A 15,236-nucleotide genomic window follows, 5' to 3' on the forward strand; every position below is an offset into this window, starting at 1 on the left:
GCCAGGACGGGCTGGAGGGGTGGTGTCGCCAGCAGGAATCGAACCTGCATCTAAGTCTTAGGAGGACCTTGTACTATCCATTGTACTATGGCGACACTTCCGGCCCCGTGCCGATGGCACGGGGCACAGTCGCCTATTGTACCAGCCACCTTGCCAAATCAGAACAGTGGCAGCGACCATCGTCGCGCCTTGTTCGCACACGCCCCCCCCCTACTTCGGCTCGTCCACCCTGAGCCGGCCCTTCATGGAGGCCAGCAGCGCGATCAGGCTGGCCTTGTCCTCGGCCGGTATGTCGGCCAGCATCTCGTCGATCCAGCGCTCGTGCACCGCGGCCATCTCGGCGAAGGCGCTGCGCCCGGCCGGGGTCAGGCGCACCGCCGAGGCGCGCCGGTCCTGCGGGTCGGGCACCCGGACCACCAGCTGCTCGCGTTCGAGCTGGTCGGTGATGCCGGTGACGTTGCCGCCGGTGACCATCATGCGCCGCGACAGCTCGCCCATGCGCAGGCCCTCGGGATGGCGCTCGAGCTGGGCCATCAGGTCGAAGCGCGGCAGCGTGATGTCGAAGCTGGCGCGCAGCCGCGAGCGGATCTCGTTTTCGATGCGCACGGTGCACGACAGCATGCGCAGCCACAGCTTGAGCGACTGGTGGTGCTCCTGCCGCAAGCGGCTTGCCAGGTCCGGACTCCCCTGCTCCCCGTCCTCGAGATCGGACATCGTTATCCTCAGACCGCATCCATGCGTAATTTAAACCGTTGCAGTTTACCGGTTTCGGTGCGCGGCAGCTGTTCGCGAAAGCGCAGCACGCGCGGATATTTGTAGGGCGCGATCTGCGCCTTGACGAAATCCTGCAGCGCCGCCGCCAGTTCGCTGCTGGGCGCATGGCCCGGCTTGAGCACGACGTGGGCCTCGACCACCTGGCCGCGCTCCTCGTCGGGGCGGCCCACCACGCCGCACTCGGCCACCGCCGGGTGATGCAGCAGCACTTCCTCGACCTCGGCGCCGGCGATGTTGTAACCGGCCGAGATGATCATGTCGTCCAGCCGCGAACGGTAATAGAAATAGCCGTCGGCATCCATTTCGTAGGCGTCGCCGGTGATGTTCCAGCCGCCCTGCACGTAGTTGCGCTGGCGCGGGTCGTCGAGGTAACGGCAGCCGGTCGGTCCCTTCACCGCCAGGCGGCCGATCACGCCCGGCCCCAGCGGCTGCCCGTCCTCGTCGAGGACGCAGGCCACGTAGCCCGGCACCGGCTTGCCGGTGGCGCCCGGCCGCACCTCGCTGCCGGCGGCCGAGATGAAGATGTGCAGCATCTCGGTGGCGCCGATCCCGTCGATCATGTCGAGGCCGGTAGCCGCCTTCCAGGCCTCGCGCGTGGCCACCGGCAAGGCCTCGCCGGCCGACACGCTACGGCTCAGGCTGCGCAGGCTGCCGGCTTCCATGCGCGCCGCCAGCTGGGCCATCTGGCGATAGAAGGTGGGCGCGGTGAAGCACACCGTGGCGCGGTGTTCCCGGATCGCCGCCAGCAGGCTGTCCGGCGCCAGTTTCTCGATCAGCACCGCGCTGGCGCCCACGCGCAGGGGAAACAGCAGCAGCCCGCCCAGCCCGAAGGTGAAGGCCAGCGGCGGCGTGCCGATGAACACGTCGTCCATCCGCGCGCGCAAGGTGTGGCGCGGGAAGCAGTCGCAGATCGCCAGCAGGTCGCGGTGGAAGTGCATGGTCCCCTTGGGCACGCCGGTGGTGCCGGAGGTGAAGCTGATCAGGCAGACGTCGTCGGCGGCCGTGTCGGGCGCGGCAAAGGGGGCGTCGTGGGCCGCCATGCGCGCCTCCAGCGAGTCCGCGGCCTGGGCAGCGTCGAACAGCAGCAGCGGCAGGCAATCGTCGGGGGGCGCCGCCGCCATCATCGCATCGACCTCGGCGCGCAGCCCGGCCGCGCACAGGATCGCGCCGACGCGGGCGCGCGCGGCGATGGTGCCGAGTTCGCGCGCGCGCAGCAGCGGCATGGTCGGCACCGCGATGCAGCCGGCCTTGATCACGCCCAGGATGCAGGCCGCCATCATCGGGCAGTTGGCGCCGCGCAGCAGCACCCGGCTGCCGGTCGCGAGCTTGAGGTCTGCACGCAGCACGTGAGCGATCCGGTCGACCCGCGCGCGCAATTCGGCGTAGCTGAGCCGCTCGCGCGCCCCGGCCAGCGCCGTACGTTCATCCCAGCCGCGCAGGCGCGCGGCACCGAACAGCTCGGCCACGCAGTTCAGGCGCGGCGGGTACTGCAATTCGGGCAGGTCGAACAGGAATTCGGGCCACGCGTCCGGTGGCGGCAGGTTGGCGCGGGCGAAGCCGTCGGCATAGCCGGACGGCGCAAGTGCTGCGGAAACGTCGGTCATGTGGGGGTCCCTTGGAAATTCCGACTATATTGCGAGCAGAACGCGCTTTACTTTAAATCTAAAGTAATTTGCCAGCAAGAGAAATCGGGCCCGGCCTTGCTCAGTCGCCGGCGCGCAGCTGCTGGCGCCCGACGGCTTCCAGCGCGTGCGCCAGCGCCGCCTGGATCGCCTGCGCCATGTCCAGGCTGCCGCCCCCTTCCGCTTCGCCGTGTTGCGCCGCCACGCTGCGCAAGCGCGCCGCGCTCTCGGCCAGCCCGAGCGTGGCGCAGCCTTCGGCCAGGCGTTGCAGCTGCGCGGCCCGTTCCTGGGCCGGCGGCGCCGCCAGCGGCGCCGCCGCTTCCTCGAGCTGGCGCCGCAGACCGCCGAGATACAGCAGCAGGCGCTCGGGCGCGATCCCGAGGCGCTGCGCCACCGAGGCGGGATCTTCGTCGGGCTGCGCCAGGCGCGCCAGCTGGGCCCGCACCTGCCCCGCCGCGAAGGGCTTGACGATGTAGCCGTCGGCGCCCAGGCGCCCGGCTTCGGCCAGGGTGTCGGAATCGGAGGCCGCCGACACCAGCACGAAGGGCATCCGGGCAAGCGCAGGCTCGAGGGCGGCGCGCACCCGCGCCAGCAGCGCCATGCCGTCCAGGTGCGGCATGCGCAGGTCGCAGAACACGACCTCGGGACGCAGGCCGCTTTCCAGCTGGCGCCAGGCATCCTCGCCATCCTCGGCCTCCACGATGTCGTAGCGCCCGCAGCCGTCCACCAGATGCATCAGCATCATGCGCGACACCACGTCGTCATCCACCACCAGCACCTTCATCTGCACCGTGCCCCCGTCCCATGCCTTGATGGGGCCATTATATATAAGCCAAAGCGAAGCCAAAGCGAAGCCAATGCGAAGCCAATGCGGACGTGGCCGGCATCAGGCCTGGTCGAAGGCGGCCAGCCGGCGCCCGAGCTGCGCGACGCCGGCCAGCAGGCGTTCGCGCTCGCCGGCGTCGGCGGCCGCTTCCAGCGTGGCGCACAGCTGGCCGAGCGCCGGCTCGCCCAGGTAGGCGGCGCTGCCGCGCAAGCCGTGCAGCACCCTCCCCGCCGCCTCCAGGTCGCCCGCTGCCAGCGCCGCATCGAGCTCGGCGCGGCGGCGCGGCAGGTCGGCGGCGAAGGCGGCGCGCAGGCGCGCGCCCAGGTCGTCGGCCTGGCGGGCCGGCGCCGCCGGCGCGGCCGACGCTTCCGCGGGCGCGACGCCGAACATCGCATCCAGCACGGCCAGCGGCGCGGCCGCCTGCGCCTGGGGATGCATCGGCGGCAGCGCGATGCCGCGCCCGAGCTGGCGTTCGATGGCGCGCGAGATCTGCTGGTGCAGCGCATCTTCGTCGATCGGCTTGGTCAGGAAGGCGTCCATGCCGCAGGCCAGGTAACGCGCCCGGTCCTCGCCGCTGGCGTTGGCGGTCAGGGCCACGATCATCATGTGCTGGTCGAGCACGCGCGCCTCAGGCGTGCCGCCGGCCCGGATGATGCGGGTGGCGGTGGCGCCGTCCATCTCGGGCATGCGGCCGTCCATCAGCACCAGGTCGTAGCGCACGCGGGCGCAGGCCGCCACCGCAAGCAGGCCGTTGTCGGCGATGTCGATCTCGTGGCCCATCTCTTCGACCATGGTGCGGGCGATGATCTGGTTGGTCGGGAAGTCCTCGGCGCACAGGATGCGCAGGCGGTGGGTGTGCGGCGCGCGCGGCGCCTGCTCGACGTGCGGCGGCTCGACCCCGTCGGCCAGCGGCAGCAGCACGCTGAAGGTGCTGCCCTTGCCCTCGAGGCTGTTGACGCCAATGGAACCGCCCATCAGCGCCACCAGCTGGCGGCAGATCGCCAGCCCGAGCCCGGTGCCGCCGTAGCGGCGCGTGGTGGTGGTGTCGGCCTGCTCGAACTTCTGGAACAGGCGCGGCAGCGCGTCGGCCGGGATCCCGATGCCGGTGTCGCGCACCGTGAAGCGCACCATGTTCCAGCCCTCGCCGCGCACCTGGTCTTCCTCGCGCAGCTCGACCGCCAGCGACACCGAGCCGGAGCGGGTGAACTTGAAGGCATTGCCGACCAGGTTGACCAGCACCTGGCGCAGCCGGGTCGGGTCGCCCACCACGAAGCGCGGCAGCGCCGGATCGATGCGCACGTCGAAGCCGACGCTCTTGCCGGCCGCCTGCTCCTCGAACAGGTTGGCCACGTTGTCGATCTTGGCGTGCAGGTCGAAGTCGATGTTCTCGATGCTCAGCTTGCCCGCCTCGATCTTCGAGAAGTCGAGCAGGTCGTTGATGATCGCCAGCAGCGACTGGGCATTGCCCTGGCCGCGCTCGATCTGCTCGCGCGTGGTTTCGCGCAGGCCCGGGTCGCGCAGCGCGAAGCCGAGCATGCCGATCACGCCGGCCAGCGGGGTGCGCATCTCGTGGCTCATGTTGGCCAGGAATTCGGACTTCTGGCGCGTCGCGTCCTCGGCCCGCTGCTTGGCCTGGCGCAGGAATTCCTCGTTCTCCTGCAGCGCGCGGTAGGCGCGCGCCAGTTCGTTGGACTGCTGGCGCACGCGCTGTTCCTGGTCGCGCAGTTCCCGGGTCTGCTGCTCGAGCATGCGGTTCTGCTGTTCGACCTGTTCGGTGCGCACGCTGACCTGGCTCTCGAGCTGCTCCTTCTGGCGCCGCAGCCCCGACAGGCGCATGCGCACCGCGACGTAGCCGAGCGTGGCCGCCAGCAGCACCGCGACCGCGCGGAACCACGGCGTGCCCCAGGGCGGCGGCTCGATCGTGATCGCCAGCGCCGCCACCTGCTCGCTCCAGACACCGTCCTTGTTGGCCGCGCGCAGCCGGAACACATAGGTGCCGGGATCGAGGTTGGTGTAGGTGGCGAAGCGCTTGCCGGCGTCGCCCTGCACCCAGTCCTGGTCGAAGCCGTCGAGGCGGTAGGCGAAGCGGTTGCGCTCGGGCGCGGCGAAGTGCAGCGCCGAGAACTCCAGCGTGAACACCGAGGCGCCGGCCGGCAGGGTCACCGTCTCGGCATGCTCGACCGGCCCGCGCAGCGCGTCCGGCAGCGCTTCCTCGATCGGCCGGTTGAAGATCGACAGGCCGGTGATCACGGGCCGCGGCGCCACCCGGTTGTCGCGAATCGCGCGCGGATCGAAGGCCGTGATGCCGTTGAAGCCGCCGAAGTACAGGGTGCCGTCGGCGCCGCGCAGGGCCGATGTATCGAAGAAGGCGCCTTCGGTGATGCCGTCGGCGGCGGTGTAGTTGCGCCAGCGCTTGGCCACCGGGTCGAAGCAGGAAATGCCGCTGGTGGTGCTGACCCACAGGCGCCCGTCGCCGTCCTCGAGGATGGCGGCGACCGCATCGTCGAGCAGTCCGTCGCGGGTGGTGTAGCGCACGAAGCTCACCGAGCCGTCGTTCGCGGTCACCATGCGGTTCAGGCCGACCGCGGTGCCGACCCAGACGTCGCCGCGGCTGTCCTCGAACAGCGCATGCACCTCGTCGTGGCTGAGGCTGTCGGCATCGTAGGGGTCGTGGCGGAAGTGGCGGAAGCGCCCGCTGGCGCGATCCATCAGGTCGAGGCCGTCGAAGGTGCCGACCCACATGCGGCCGCGCCGGTCCTGCAGCATCGGGCGCACGATGTCGTCGGCCAGGCTGGTCGAGCGGAACGGGTCGTGGCGCCAGCTGTCGATCTTGCGGGTGGCAGGGTCGAGCCGGTGCAGGCCGCCGCGGGTGGCGATCCAGATGCCGGCGTCGGGCGCCGCGTACAGGGCGCGCACGTGGTTGGCGTCGGCGTCGCCGGGCAGCGCATGGCGGTCGAAGCGGCGGGTGGCGGGATCGTACGCGGTGACGCCGGTGCGGCCGCCGATCCACAACCGGCCGGCGGCGTCGCGCGCCAGCGCGGAAGCCGGCAGGCCGGCCAGGCTGTTCGGGTTGCGCGGATCCGGGCGGTAGATGGTGCTGGCGCCGGTGGCCGGATCGACATGGTTGAGCGCGGTGGCGGTGCCGACCCAGAGCCGCTCGCCGTCGCCCAGCAGCGCGCGTGCCTTGTTGTCGGCCAGGGTGCCGTCCTCGACGCCATCGCCGCTGCGCACGATGCGGGTGAAGCCGCCGCTGCCCAGGTCCACGCGCGACACGCCCGCATACCAGGTGCCGACCCAGAAGGTGCCGAGGCGGTCGCGGTACAGCGAGGACACCTGGTTGTCGCCCAGGCTGTGGCGGTCGGCGACGGCGTGGCGGTGGTTCTCGAAGCTGTCCTCGCGGCCGCGCCAGCGCAGCAGGCCGTCGTCGTGGGTGCCGACCCAGATCTCGCCGCCGGCGTCGCGGTACAGGGCCGTGATCCACCAAGCGCCGATGCCGTCCGCCGGACCGAAGCGGCGCAGCTTGCCCGCATCAAGGCCGGTCAATGCGCGGCGTTCCAGCCCGCCGGTGCGGCCGACCCACAGGCGCTGCTCGCCATCCACCATCAGTGCGTGCACCGGATTGCGGCGCGGGTCCAGGCCGGACGGGTGGTGCTCGATGCGCGTGCGCTCCGGGCCCAGGCTGTCGAGTCCCCCGCCGGTGCCGATCCACAGGCGGCCGGCGCCGTCCAGCGCCAGCGCATTGACGTTGTCGTCGCTCAGGCTGCCGTCGTTGCCGTGCTCGTGGTGCCAGGTGGTGAAGCGGCGCAGCGCGGTGTCGAAGTACTGCAGGCCGTCGTTGGTGCCGATCCAGAGCCCGTCGCGGCCGTCGCCGACGATGGCGTTGATGTGGCGGTTGCCGTTGCCGCGCCGCGCCGTCTCTTCCGGCACGAACAGGGTGAAGGACTGGGTCACCGGGTCGTACAGGTTGAGGCCGCCGTCGGTGCCCAGCCACAGCCGGCCGTGGCGGTCGAGGTGCAGCACGCGCACCCAGCTGTTCGACAGCGAGCGCGGCTTGCCCGGCACGTTGCGATAGTTGATGACGCGGTAGCCGTCGAAGCGCGACAGGCCGTTCTGGGTGCCGAACCACATGAAGCCGTCGCGGTCCTGCAGCACCGCCAGCACGGTCTCCTGCGCCAGCCCTTCGGCCACCGACAGGTGCTCGAAGCGCAGCGTCTGGCGCGGCGAAGCGGCCATCACGCCCGCGCACATGGCCAGCAGGAGCGCCGTGGCGAACAGTCGCAGCAGCGTCTTCATTCGGGGAAGAAGGCCAGCACGTCGTCGCGCCGGGCCAGGGTATCGTGTTCGCCGAGGCGGATCAGCTCGCGCGTGTAGGCGCCTTCGAACAGCAGGTAGGAAGCCAGCGCCGCGCCGCGGGTCTCGAGCGCGCCGATCCCGCCCAGCAGCGTGCGCACCGGGGCCGGCAGGGCGTGCACGTGGCGCAGTGCGATGTTGTCGAGCCGTTCGGAGGGCGCGATCACCAGCAGTTCCACGCGCCGCAGCGGCAGCGCCGCCCGCGCCTCCGGCGGCACGCGCTCGAGCGTCTGGTTGACCCGCTGCAGGCGCTCGATGTCGGACGCCAGGCTGTCGAGGAAGATCGAGGACAGCGCGTGACCGGCGATCTGCGCCAGGCTCGGATAACCGCCGCTGGCCGCCACCCCCGGCACCGGGTCCATGGCCGCCTCCGACATGCGCCCTGCCCCCACCACCAGCACGCGCGTCGCGCCCAGGTGGATGGCCGGCGCGATCGGCGCCAGCTGGCGCATCGAACCGTCGCCGCAGTATTCGCGCCGTCCGCCCAGGTACAGCGGCACCGCCGGGAAGATGAAGGGGATGGCGCTGGAGGCCAGCAGGTGCTCGACGCTGATCTGGGTCGCCAGCGCCAGGCGCTGGTGGCGCAGCCAGGGCGCGATCTCGCGCGCGGCCTGGTAGAAGGTGATGTGGTGTCCGCTGGAATAGGACGAAGCGGTGATCGCCAGCGCGTGCAGCACCCCGTCGGCCAGCGCGGCGTCCAGGCGCGGCAGGTCGAGGGCGCGGTGCAGCAGGCCGGCCAGCGGGGTATTGTCGAGCAGGGACTGGGGCGGCGAGGCGTGCCACTTGCGCAGCAGCCAGCCGAAGGACAGCAGCGACAGCCAGCGCGCGCCGGAGCACAGCACCGCCAGCGAATCGGCACGGTAGACCTGGTGGGCGGCCACGCCCTCCCACACCCCCAGCAGGCCGCGCACGGCGCTGCTGAAGTCATCGGCGCGGCAGGCCAGCGCGGTGGCGTTCAGGGCGCCGGCCGAGGTGCCGCAGATGATATCGAAGGGAGAACGCAGGGCCGGACGACCCGCGTCTGCCAGGATGCGGGCGATCGCATGCATCACGCCGGCCTGGTAGGCGGCGCGCGCTCCGCCGCCTGTGAGGACCAGGCCCGTTTTTGCTTGTCTGTCCACCCGCCAAGCTTAGCAAAAGTCAGCTGTCTCTTGGGAAATAAATGGGCTTTAGTTGGATTTCGCTGACGATCGCCTCGGCCAAGGCAATACTCACGTGTTACGGCAAGCGCTGGGCAAGGACGAACAGGTGCTTCTCGGGGTATTGGTCGAACTCGAGGTGCCGGCACACGCAGCCTGCCTGCCCGATCACGGCGAGCAGCCCCGGGATCCCGAGCGTGCCGTAGTAGAGCGGCGTCCCCATCGCCGCATCGACGTGTTCGGCCGCTTCGTCCAGGCCACCGGCCGAAAAGACGAACACGCCGCCCGGTTCGAGCGCCCCCATCAGCTTGCGCATCAGCGCAGGCTGTTCTTCGCGCTCGACATGCCAGATGCTGTCCCATGCCGTGATGAAGCGGTAGCGGCGCGGCAGCGGCCAGGCGCAGATGTCGGCATGGTGCAGGGTGACATCCGGGTCGGCCGCCCGCGCCAACGACAGCATGCGCGCCGAAACATCGACGCCTTCGATCCGCAGACCGTGCGCACGCATCATCGCGTTGAAGCGGGTGTTGCATCCGCAGCCGACGTTGAGCGCCCAGCCGCCGTCATCCCGCGCGACGAAGGCCAGCGCCCGCTCGTGCTGGCCGATGCCGTTGGTCCCGTCGAAGCTGCCGTCCCGCCAGCGTTCCGCCAGCAGGTCGTAGGCGGCCGCCGTCGACGGGGCGGGCATTCAGTCGCCCTTGGCCACGCCTTCGCGGCGCGGATCGGCCCCGCCGTACCACAGCGGCACGCCATGCACCTCGATGCGCTGGATGCCGTGCAGGCCCGAGGTCTGCTCGCCCAGGCGCACCTTGTGGCCGCGCGCGTTCAGCGCCTCGATGGTGGTGGACGGGAAGCGTCCCACCTCGAGCTCGGTCGGGCCGTTGCGGCTGCCGAAGTTGGGCAGCGAAATCGCTTCCTGCACGTTCAGGCCCCAGTCGAGGGTGCCGACCAGCACCTTGGCGACGTAGTTGATGATGGCCGGGCCGCCCGGCGAGCCCACGGTCAGCACCAGCCGGCCGGTCTTGCGGTCGAACACCACGGTGGGCGACATCGCGCTGCGCGGGCGCTTGCCGGCTTCGACGCGATTGGCGATCGGGCCGTCGGCGTCGCGCGAGGCGAACGAGAAGTCGGTCAGCTGGTTGTTGAGGATGAAGCCGTCCACCATCTGGCGCGAGCCGAAGGCGTCTTCGATGGTGGTGGTCATGGCCAGGCCGGCGCCGTAGCCGTCGACCACCGCCACGTGCGAGGTGGACGGGGTCTCGATGGCGTTGTCCTTGCCCCAGCGCCAGGCCGTCTCCAGGCCGGGCGGCTTGCCGGCCGCGGCTTCGCCCATCGAGCGCGGGCCCACCAGTTTGGCGCGGCCGGCCAGGTAGTTCTTGTCGATCAGGCTCGGCACGCCGCGGCCCGGCAGCGGCACGAAGTCGCTGTCGGCCGCGTAGCGGTTGCGGTCGGCGTAGGCCAGGCGCCCTACTTCGGTGAACACGTGCAGCGCCTCCGGCCCCGGCACGCCGTTGGTGGGCGCGAGCGCCTTCATGTCGAAGGTCTCGAACATGCCCAGCATCTGCGCCACCGCGATGCCGCCCGAGGATGGCGGCGGCATGCCGCATACCGTGTAGGCACGATAGTCGCTGCACACCGGGGTGCGGACCTTGGGCTGGTAGGCGGCAATGTCCGCTGCGCTGAGCAGGCCCGGATTGCTCGGGTGGCCCTGCACCTTGGCCGCGATGTCGCGCGCGATGCGGCCCTGGTAGAACACGTCGGCGCCGCCCTCGGCGATCTCGCGCAAGGTCCTGGCCAGCGCCGGGTTCTTGAGGATGTGGCCGACCGGCCAGGGTTGGCCGCCGTTGCCGTAGAAGTAGCGCGCGGCCTCCGGGTCCTTGCGCAGGTAGCGGTCGCCCGACAAGAGCGCATGCAGGCGCGGGCTCACCGCGAAGCCGTCTTCCGACAGCCGGATGGCGGGCGCGAACAAGGCCTTCCAGGGCAGCTTGCCATGCTCCTTGTGCGCCAGTTCGAGCATGCGCAGCACGCCGGGCGCGCCCACCGAGCGGCCGCCGACGATGCCCTCGGTGCGCGACAGCGGCGTGCCGTCCGGGCGCTGGAACAGGCGCTCGTCGGCTTTCGCGGGCGCGGTCTCGCGGCCGTCGAAGGCCTGGGTCTTGCGGCCGTCGTAGTGCACCAGGAAGGCGCCGCCGCCGATACCGGACGATTGCGGCTCGACCAGGGTCAGCACCAGCTGGGTGGCGATGGCGGCGTCGATCGCGCTGCCGCCCTGCTTCAGGATCCGGTAGCCGGCTTCCACCGCCAGCGGATTGGCCGCGGCCACCATGTATTTCCTTGCCGGCCAGCCGGCCTTCTGGGCATAGCCGGTAGCGGCTTCGGGCGCGGCCTGGCGGGTGTCCTGCGCCAGCACCTGCGGGCCGGTGCTCAGCGCCAGCGCCAGGACCAGCACGGCGTGGCGGATCTTCGTGTTCGTCAAATCGTCTCTCCAGAAGCAAAAACGGGCGCGCGGCTTGCGCCACGCGCCCGACATCCGCCAATCGTACAACAATTGGCAGGCGGCTTCAGGAATGCTTACTTCGGCTGCATGCGGATCGCGCCGTCCAGGCGGATCGTTTCGCCGTTGAGCATCACGTTTTCGATGATGGCCTTGGCCAGGTGCGCGTACTCCTTCGGCATGCCGAGGCGCGGCGGGAACGGCACCATCTTGCCCAGCGAGTCGCGCACTTCCTGCGGCATCCCCATCAGCATCGGGGTTTCGAAGATGCCCGGGGCGATGGTCATCACGCGGATGCCGCTGCGCGCCAGGTCGCGCGCCATCGGCAGGGTCATGCCGGCGACCGCCGCTTTCGACGAGCCGTAGGCGGCCTGGCCGATCTGGCCGTCGAAGGCCGCGACCGAGGCGGTGTTGATGATGATGCCGCGCTCGCCGTATTCCGAGGCGTCGAGCTTGCCCATGGCGTCGGCCGCCAGGCGGCACATGTTGAAGGTACCGACCAGGTTGATGTTCACCGCGCGCTGGAAGGCGTCCAGCGGATGCGGACCATCCTTGCCGACGGTCTTGATGGCCGGCGCCACGCCGGCGCAGTTGACCAGGCCGCGCAGCGTGCCCAGCTTGACGGCCGCATCCACGACCGCCAGGCCATCGGCTTCAAGGGTGACGTCGCACTTGACGAACTGGCCGCCGAGTTCGGCCGCCAGGGCGGCGCCGGCCTCAAGCTGCACGTCGGCGATGACGACCTTGCCGCCCGCTTCCGTGATCATGCGCGCCGTGGCTGCTCCCAGGCCCGACGCGCCACCGGTCACGATGAACACATTGTTCTGAATTTGCATGGTTTTCCCTTTTAAAAGTTCTGGTGCCGCTGTCTGCAAGCGGTGATGACGCACGTCTTCCGTTAATTACGTTAACGTAAACGTCAAGCAGCGGCATTGTAGCGAACTTTTGCCAGAAAAAACCATTCAGCTGGCTCGGCTATTGATCTGGCCTCACAGGCACTGCATGTTGGCGCCGTTGCGGGTGCACAGGCGGCCGCTGCTGCTGACGGTGGCGTTGCCGGCGCTGCCGGCGTTATAGGCGCCGCCGTCGACGTCGGTGCAGCCGCTGCCCATGCAGCCGATCACCTGGCTGGTCTGCGGGCCGACCGGGGCCGGCATGGCCCCTGCCGCGGTCGGCGGCGGCGGCGTCAGGGTCGGCGCCGGGGCGGCGATGCGCGGCGTGCCCTCGATGCGCTGGACCGCGCCAGGGCGGCGCTGGGCCTGCTTGTCTTTCTTCGTCTGTTGCTGGCGTTCCGGGCGGCCCTGCAGTTCCTGCTGCGTTTTCGGTTGCAGGGTCTGGGACTGCGGCTGGGGCTGCAGCTGCCGGCTTTGCGGCGGCGTGGTCTCCGGAGCCGGACGGGCCGAGGGATCGACCTCGTTGTGCTTGCTGGTGACCGGCGCCTGGCCGGCACGTTCTTCCTGCGCCTGCGGCCGCGCCTCGCCGGTCGCCTGCGTGCTGGCCTGGCTCGGCTTCCGGGTCGTGGCCGGGGGCGTCTGCGGGTTCAGCACCGGACCGAAGACGGCGCTGTCGTCCACCGGCTTGCCGGTGGGCGGCTGTGCCGGGGCCTGGTTCTGGGCCAGCGCGCCCGCCGAACCCAGCGCGAACAGCACGGCAATCATGGACTGGATGGGACTCATGGTGCACCTCATGCGATTCGAATGGTGGACCGGCCATTATTCTCTTCTGCACGCGGCCTCGGCGCACGCGAAACACTCCCTTACATCATTGATAGGCGGTAACAGACCGCGCGGCCGCCGGCAGGCATGCGAAGATCGGGCCGTCCACATCCACAGGAGCGAGCATGCGCCAGGTGCAGATCTCGGAAGGCGACCACATCCGGGGACGTCCCGATGCCGACATCGTGATCATCGAGTACGGGGATTTCCAGTGCCCCTACTGCGCCCGCGCCCATCCCACCCTGGCCGGGCTGCAGCAGCAGTATGGCGAACGGATCGCCCTGGTCTACCGCCATTTGCCACTCAGCATGCACCCGTATGCGGAAACCGCCGCCGAAGCTGCGGAAGCGGCCGCGGCCCAGGGCAAGTTCTGGGACATGCACGATACGCTGTTCGAGCACCAGGCGCAGATGGCGCCGGCGCAACTGCCGCTGCTGGCGCAGCAGCTGGGGCTGGACGGCGCACGCTTCGACCAGGACCTGGCGCAGCGCCGGCACCGCGAACGGATCCGGCAGCAGGCGGCCCAGGCGAAGTCGCTGGGCGCGAGCGGCACGCCGAGCTTTTTCATCAACGGCGAGCGCTACCAGGGAGACTCGGACCGCGCTTCGCTGACGGCGGCGGTGGAGCGCCGCCTCTGAACAATGCAAAACGGCCCCGCAGGGCCGTTCGATCAAGTCCTTGACTATTTACTCGGACAGGGCCGCGAAGGCGGCGTCGCGCACCTGCTCGACCGGGCCGACGCCCGAGATCTTGCGGTACTTCGGCGCGCCCGGCAGGCCCGACTGGGCCCACTTGTTGTAGTAGCCGAGCAGCACTTCGGTCTGGTTGTGGTACACGGACAGACGCTTCAGGACGGTCTCTTCCTTGTCGTCGTCGCGCTGCACCAGCGCTTCGCCGGTGACGTCGTCGACGCCCTCGACCTTCGGCGGGTTGAACTTGGTGTGGTACACGCGGCCCGAGGCCGGGTGCGAACGGCGGCCCGACATGCGCTCGACGATCAGCTCGTCCGGCACGTCGATTTCCAGCACGTAGTCGATGGCCACGCCGCTGTCCTTCATGGCGTCGGCCTGCGCGATGGTGCGCGGGAAGCCGTCGAACAGGTAGCCGTTGGCGCAGTCGGTCTCCTTCAGGCGCTCTTTCACCAGGCCGATGATGATGTCGTCCGACACCAGCTGGCCCGCATCCATGACCTTCTTGGCAGCCATGCCCAGCTCGGTTCCAGCCTTGATCGCGGCGCGCAGCATGTCGCCGGTGGAAATCTGCGGAATGTTGAACTTTTCCTTGATGAAGTTGGCCTGGGTGCCTTTGCCGGCGCCGGGTGCTCCTAACAGAATGAGACGCATGAGTTTCCTAGATTCTTAGAGGATGTTAATAATTTTTATGCGCGCTAACGATCGCGTTTGATGCCGCATTTGCAACTGCATGGGATGCGGCATTTGATGCATATCTGGCTACTTGACACGAAAGTTACCACAAAAGTCAGCTTTAACGCCAATCCCGGGGGCCTCCGCCAGGTCGTTTTGACATAGCGCAGACAACGTAAAACTGGCGTAAGGAAGTTCAGGGAGCGTAGTGGCGCCGCACGCGCTCCAGGTCCTCGGGCGTGTCGACACCCGCCGGCGGCGCGCTGTCGGTGATGTGCACGGCGATCGGGTAGCCATGCCACAGCACGCGCAACTGCTCCAGCGCCTCGATGGTTTCGAGGGGAGCACTGTCCAGCGCCGGATAGGCCTGCAGGAAAGCGTTGCTATAGGCATACAAGCCGACGTGGCGCAGCGGCGCGTAGCCGGCCGGCAGCGTGTCCTTGCTGGTCGCGAAGGCGTCGCGGTGCCAAGGAATCGTGGCGCGCGAGAAATACAGCGCCCTGCCCGCCTTGTCGAGCACCACCTTGACCACGTTCGGGTTGAACGCGTCGGCCACCTCCGTGATCGGGTGCGCCACGGTGGCCATCGGCACGCCGTCGCGGATGCGGGCGGCGCAGGCGGCCAGCAGCGCCGGGTCGATCAGCGGCTCGTCGCCCTGCAGGTTGACCACCACCTCATCCGGCGCCAAACCGAGCGCGAGCGCGACTTCGGCGATGCGGTCGGTGCCCGACGGATGGTCGGCGCGGGTCATGCAGGCTTCGATGCCGTGCGCTGCGCAGGCCGCCAGGATATCCGGATGGTCGGCGGCGACGATGATGCGCGACGCGCCCGATGCGCGCGCCCGCTCGGCCACGCGCACCACCATCGGCTTGCCGCCGAGGTCGGCCAGCGGCTTGTTCGGCAGGCGGGTCGAGCCAAGGCGCGCCGGGATGATGACGGTAAAGCCCATCGG

The 15,236-nt window shown here is 69.8% G+C and carries 12 protein-coding genes and 1 tRNA gene; 1 reads left to right on the forward strand and 12 read right to left on the reverse strand.

From position 1 onward, the window contains the following. Nucleotides 1-20 precede the first annotated feature (20 nt). From AB3347_RS16945 to AB3347_RS16990, 10 genes are all read right to left on the reverse strand, one after another. Nucleotides 21-95 (reverse strand) — tRNA-Arg (locus AB3347_RS16945). 115 nt (nt 96-210) lie between these two features. Continuing rightward, a complete protein-coding gene (locus tag AB3347_RS16950) occupies nt 211-714 on the reverse strand; it encodes a MarR family winged helix-turn-helix transcriptional regulator (protein WP_369092962.1) in 504 nt (167 codons plus the stop codon). A gap of 8 nt (nt 715-722) precedes the next feature. After that, on the reverse strand, nt 723-2,378 hold the full coding sequence (locus tag AB3347_RS16955) for an AMP-binding protein (RefSeq protein WP_369092963.1): 1,656 nt from the start codon (nt 2,376-2,378) through the stop codon (nt 723-725). A gap of 100 nt (nt 2,379-2,478) precedes the next feature. Then, a complete protein-coding gene (locus AB3347_RS16960; protein WP_369093047.1) occupies nt 2,479-3,180 on the reverse strand; it encodes a response regulator transcription factor in 702 nt (233 codons plus the stop codon). Between the two features lie 102 nt (nt 3,181-3,282). Further along, the gene (locus tag AB3347_RS16965) at nt 3,283-7,515 is read right to left on the reverse strand and encodes a two-component regulator propeller domain-containing protein (RefSeq protein ID WP_369092964.1); all 4,233 of its coding nucleotides are present in this window, start codon (nt 7,513-7,515) and stop codon (nt 3,283-3,285) included. Beyond that, nucleotides 7,512-8,693, reverse strand: a complete 1,182-nt coding sequence (locus AB3347_RS16970) for a patatin-like phospholipase family protein (RefSeq protein ID WP_369092965.1) — start codon at nt 8,691-8,693, stop codon at nt 7,512-7,514. Before AB3347_RS16970 ends, AB3347_RS16965 begins: the two co-directional genes overlap by 4 nt. Nucleotides 8,694-8,790: 97 nt before the next feature. Then, on the reverse strand, nt 8,791-9,399 hold the full coding sequence (locus tag AB3347_RS16975) for a class I SAM-dependent methyltransferase (RefSeq protein WP_369092966.1): 609 nt from the start codon (nt 9,397-9,399) through the stop codon (nt 8,791-8,793). Beyond that, entirely contained in the window at nt 9,400-11,121 is a 1,722-nt protein-coding gene (gene ggt, locus AB3347_RS16980; RefSeq protein WP_369093048.1) for a gamma-glutamyltransferase, read from the reverse strand. It abuts the gene before it with no gap. Between the two features lie 161 nt (nt 11,122-11,282). After that, complete coding sequence (locus tag AB3347_RS16985) at nt 11,283-12,041, reverse strand: 3-hydroxyacyl-CoA dehydrogenase (protein WP_369092967.1); 759 nt, start codon at nt 12,039-12,041, stop codon at nt 11,283-11,285. 153 nt (nt 12,042-12,194) lie between these two features. After that, nucleotides 12,195-12,881, reverse strand: a complete 687-nt coding sequence (locus AB3347_RS16990; protein WP_369092968.1) for a hypothetical protein — start codon at nt 12,879-12,881, stop codon at nt 12,195-12,197. Nucleotides 12,882-13,045: 164 nt separating this feature from the next. On the opposite strand from AB3347_RS16990, the gene AB3347_RS16995 reads away from it, so the two are divergent. Next, the gene (locus tag AB3347_RS16995) at nt 13,046-13,558 is read left to right on the forward strand and encodes a DsbA family protein (RefSeq protein WP_369092969.1); all 513 of its coding nucleotides are present in this window, start codon (nt 13,046-13,048) and stop codon (nt 13,556-13,558) included. A 48-nt stretch (nt 13,559-13,606) separates the two neighbouring features. Here AB3347_RS16995 and adk read toward each other — a convergent pair whose 3' ends face one another. Continuing rightward, nucleotides 13,607-14,263, reverse strand: coding sequence for an adenylate kinase (gene adk / locus AB3347_RS17000; RefSeq protein WP_369092970.1), 657 nt, complete (start codon nt 14,261-14,263; stop codon nt 13,607-13,609). Between the two features lie 217 nt (nt 14,264-14,480). After that, nucleotides 14,481-15,233, reverse strand: a complete 753-nt coding sequence (kdsB, locus tag AB3347_RS17005) for a 3-deoxy-manno-octulosonate cytidylyltransferase (protein WP_369092971.1) — start codon at nt 15,231-15,233, stop codon at nt 14,481-14,483. Nucleotides 15,234-15,236: the final 3 nt, after the last annotated feature.

The sequence above is a fragment of the Massilia sp. X63 genome (genome assembly GCF_041023745.1).
Lineage (GTDB): Bacteria > Pseudomonadota > Gammaproteobacteria > Burkholderiales > Burkholderiaceae_D > Telluria.

Excerpts from the sequence above, each read along its gene's own strand:
- AB3347_RS16950 (WP_369092962.1), bottom strand. The coding sequence starts at position 714 with ATGTCCGATCTCGAGGACGGGGAGCAGGGGAGTCCGGACCTGGCAAGC.
- AB3347_RS16955 (WP_369092963.1), bottom strand. The coding sequence starts at position 2,378 with ATGACCGACGTTTCCGCAGCACTTGCGCCGTCCGGCTATGCCGACGGC.
- AB3347_RS16960 (WP_369093047.1), bottom strand. The coding sequence starts at position 3,180 with ATGAAGGTGCTGGTGGTGGATGACGACGTGGTGTCGCGCATGATGCTG.
- AB3347_RS16965 (WP_369092964.1), bottom strand. The coding sequence starts at position 7,515 with ATGAAGACGCTGCTGCGACTGTTCGCCACGGCGCTCCTGCTGGCCATG.
- AB3347_RS16975 (WP_369092966.1), bottom strand. The coding sequence starts at position 9,399 with ATGCCCGCCCCGTCGACGGCGGCCGCCTACGACCTGCTGGCGGAACGC.
- AB3347_RS16985 (WP_369092967.1), bottom strand. The coding sequence starts at position 12,041 with ATGCAAATTCAGAACAATGTGTTCATCGTGACCGGTGGCGCGTCGGGC.
- AB3347_RS16990 (WP_369092968.1), bottom strand. The coding sequence starts at position 12,881 with ATGAGTCCCATCCAGTCCATGATTGCCGTGCTGTTCGCGCTGGGTTCG.
- AB3347_RS16995 (WP_369092969.1), top strand. The coding sequence starts at position 13,046 with ATGCGCCAGGTGCAGATCTCGGAAGGCGACCACATCCGGGGACGTCCC.
- adk (WP_369092970.1), bottom strand. The coding sequence starts at position 14,263 with ATGCGTCTCATTCTGTTAGGAGCACCCGGCGCCGGCAAAGGCACCCAG.
- kdsB (WP_369092971.1), bottom strand. The coding sequence starts at position 15,233 with ATGGGCTTTACCGTCATCATCCCGGCGCGCCTTGGCTCGACCCGCCTG.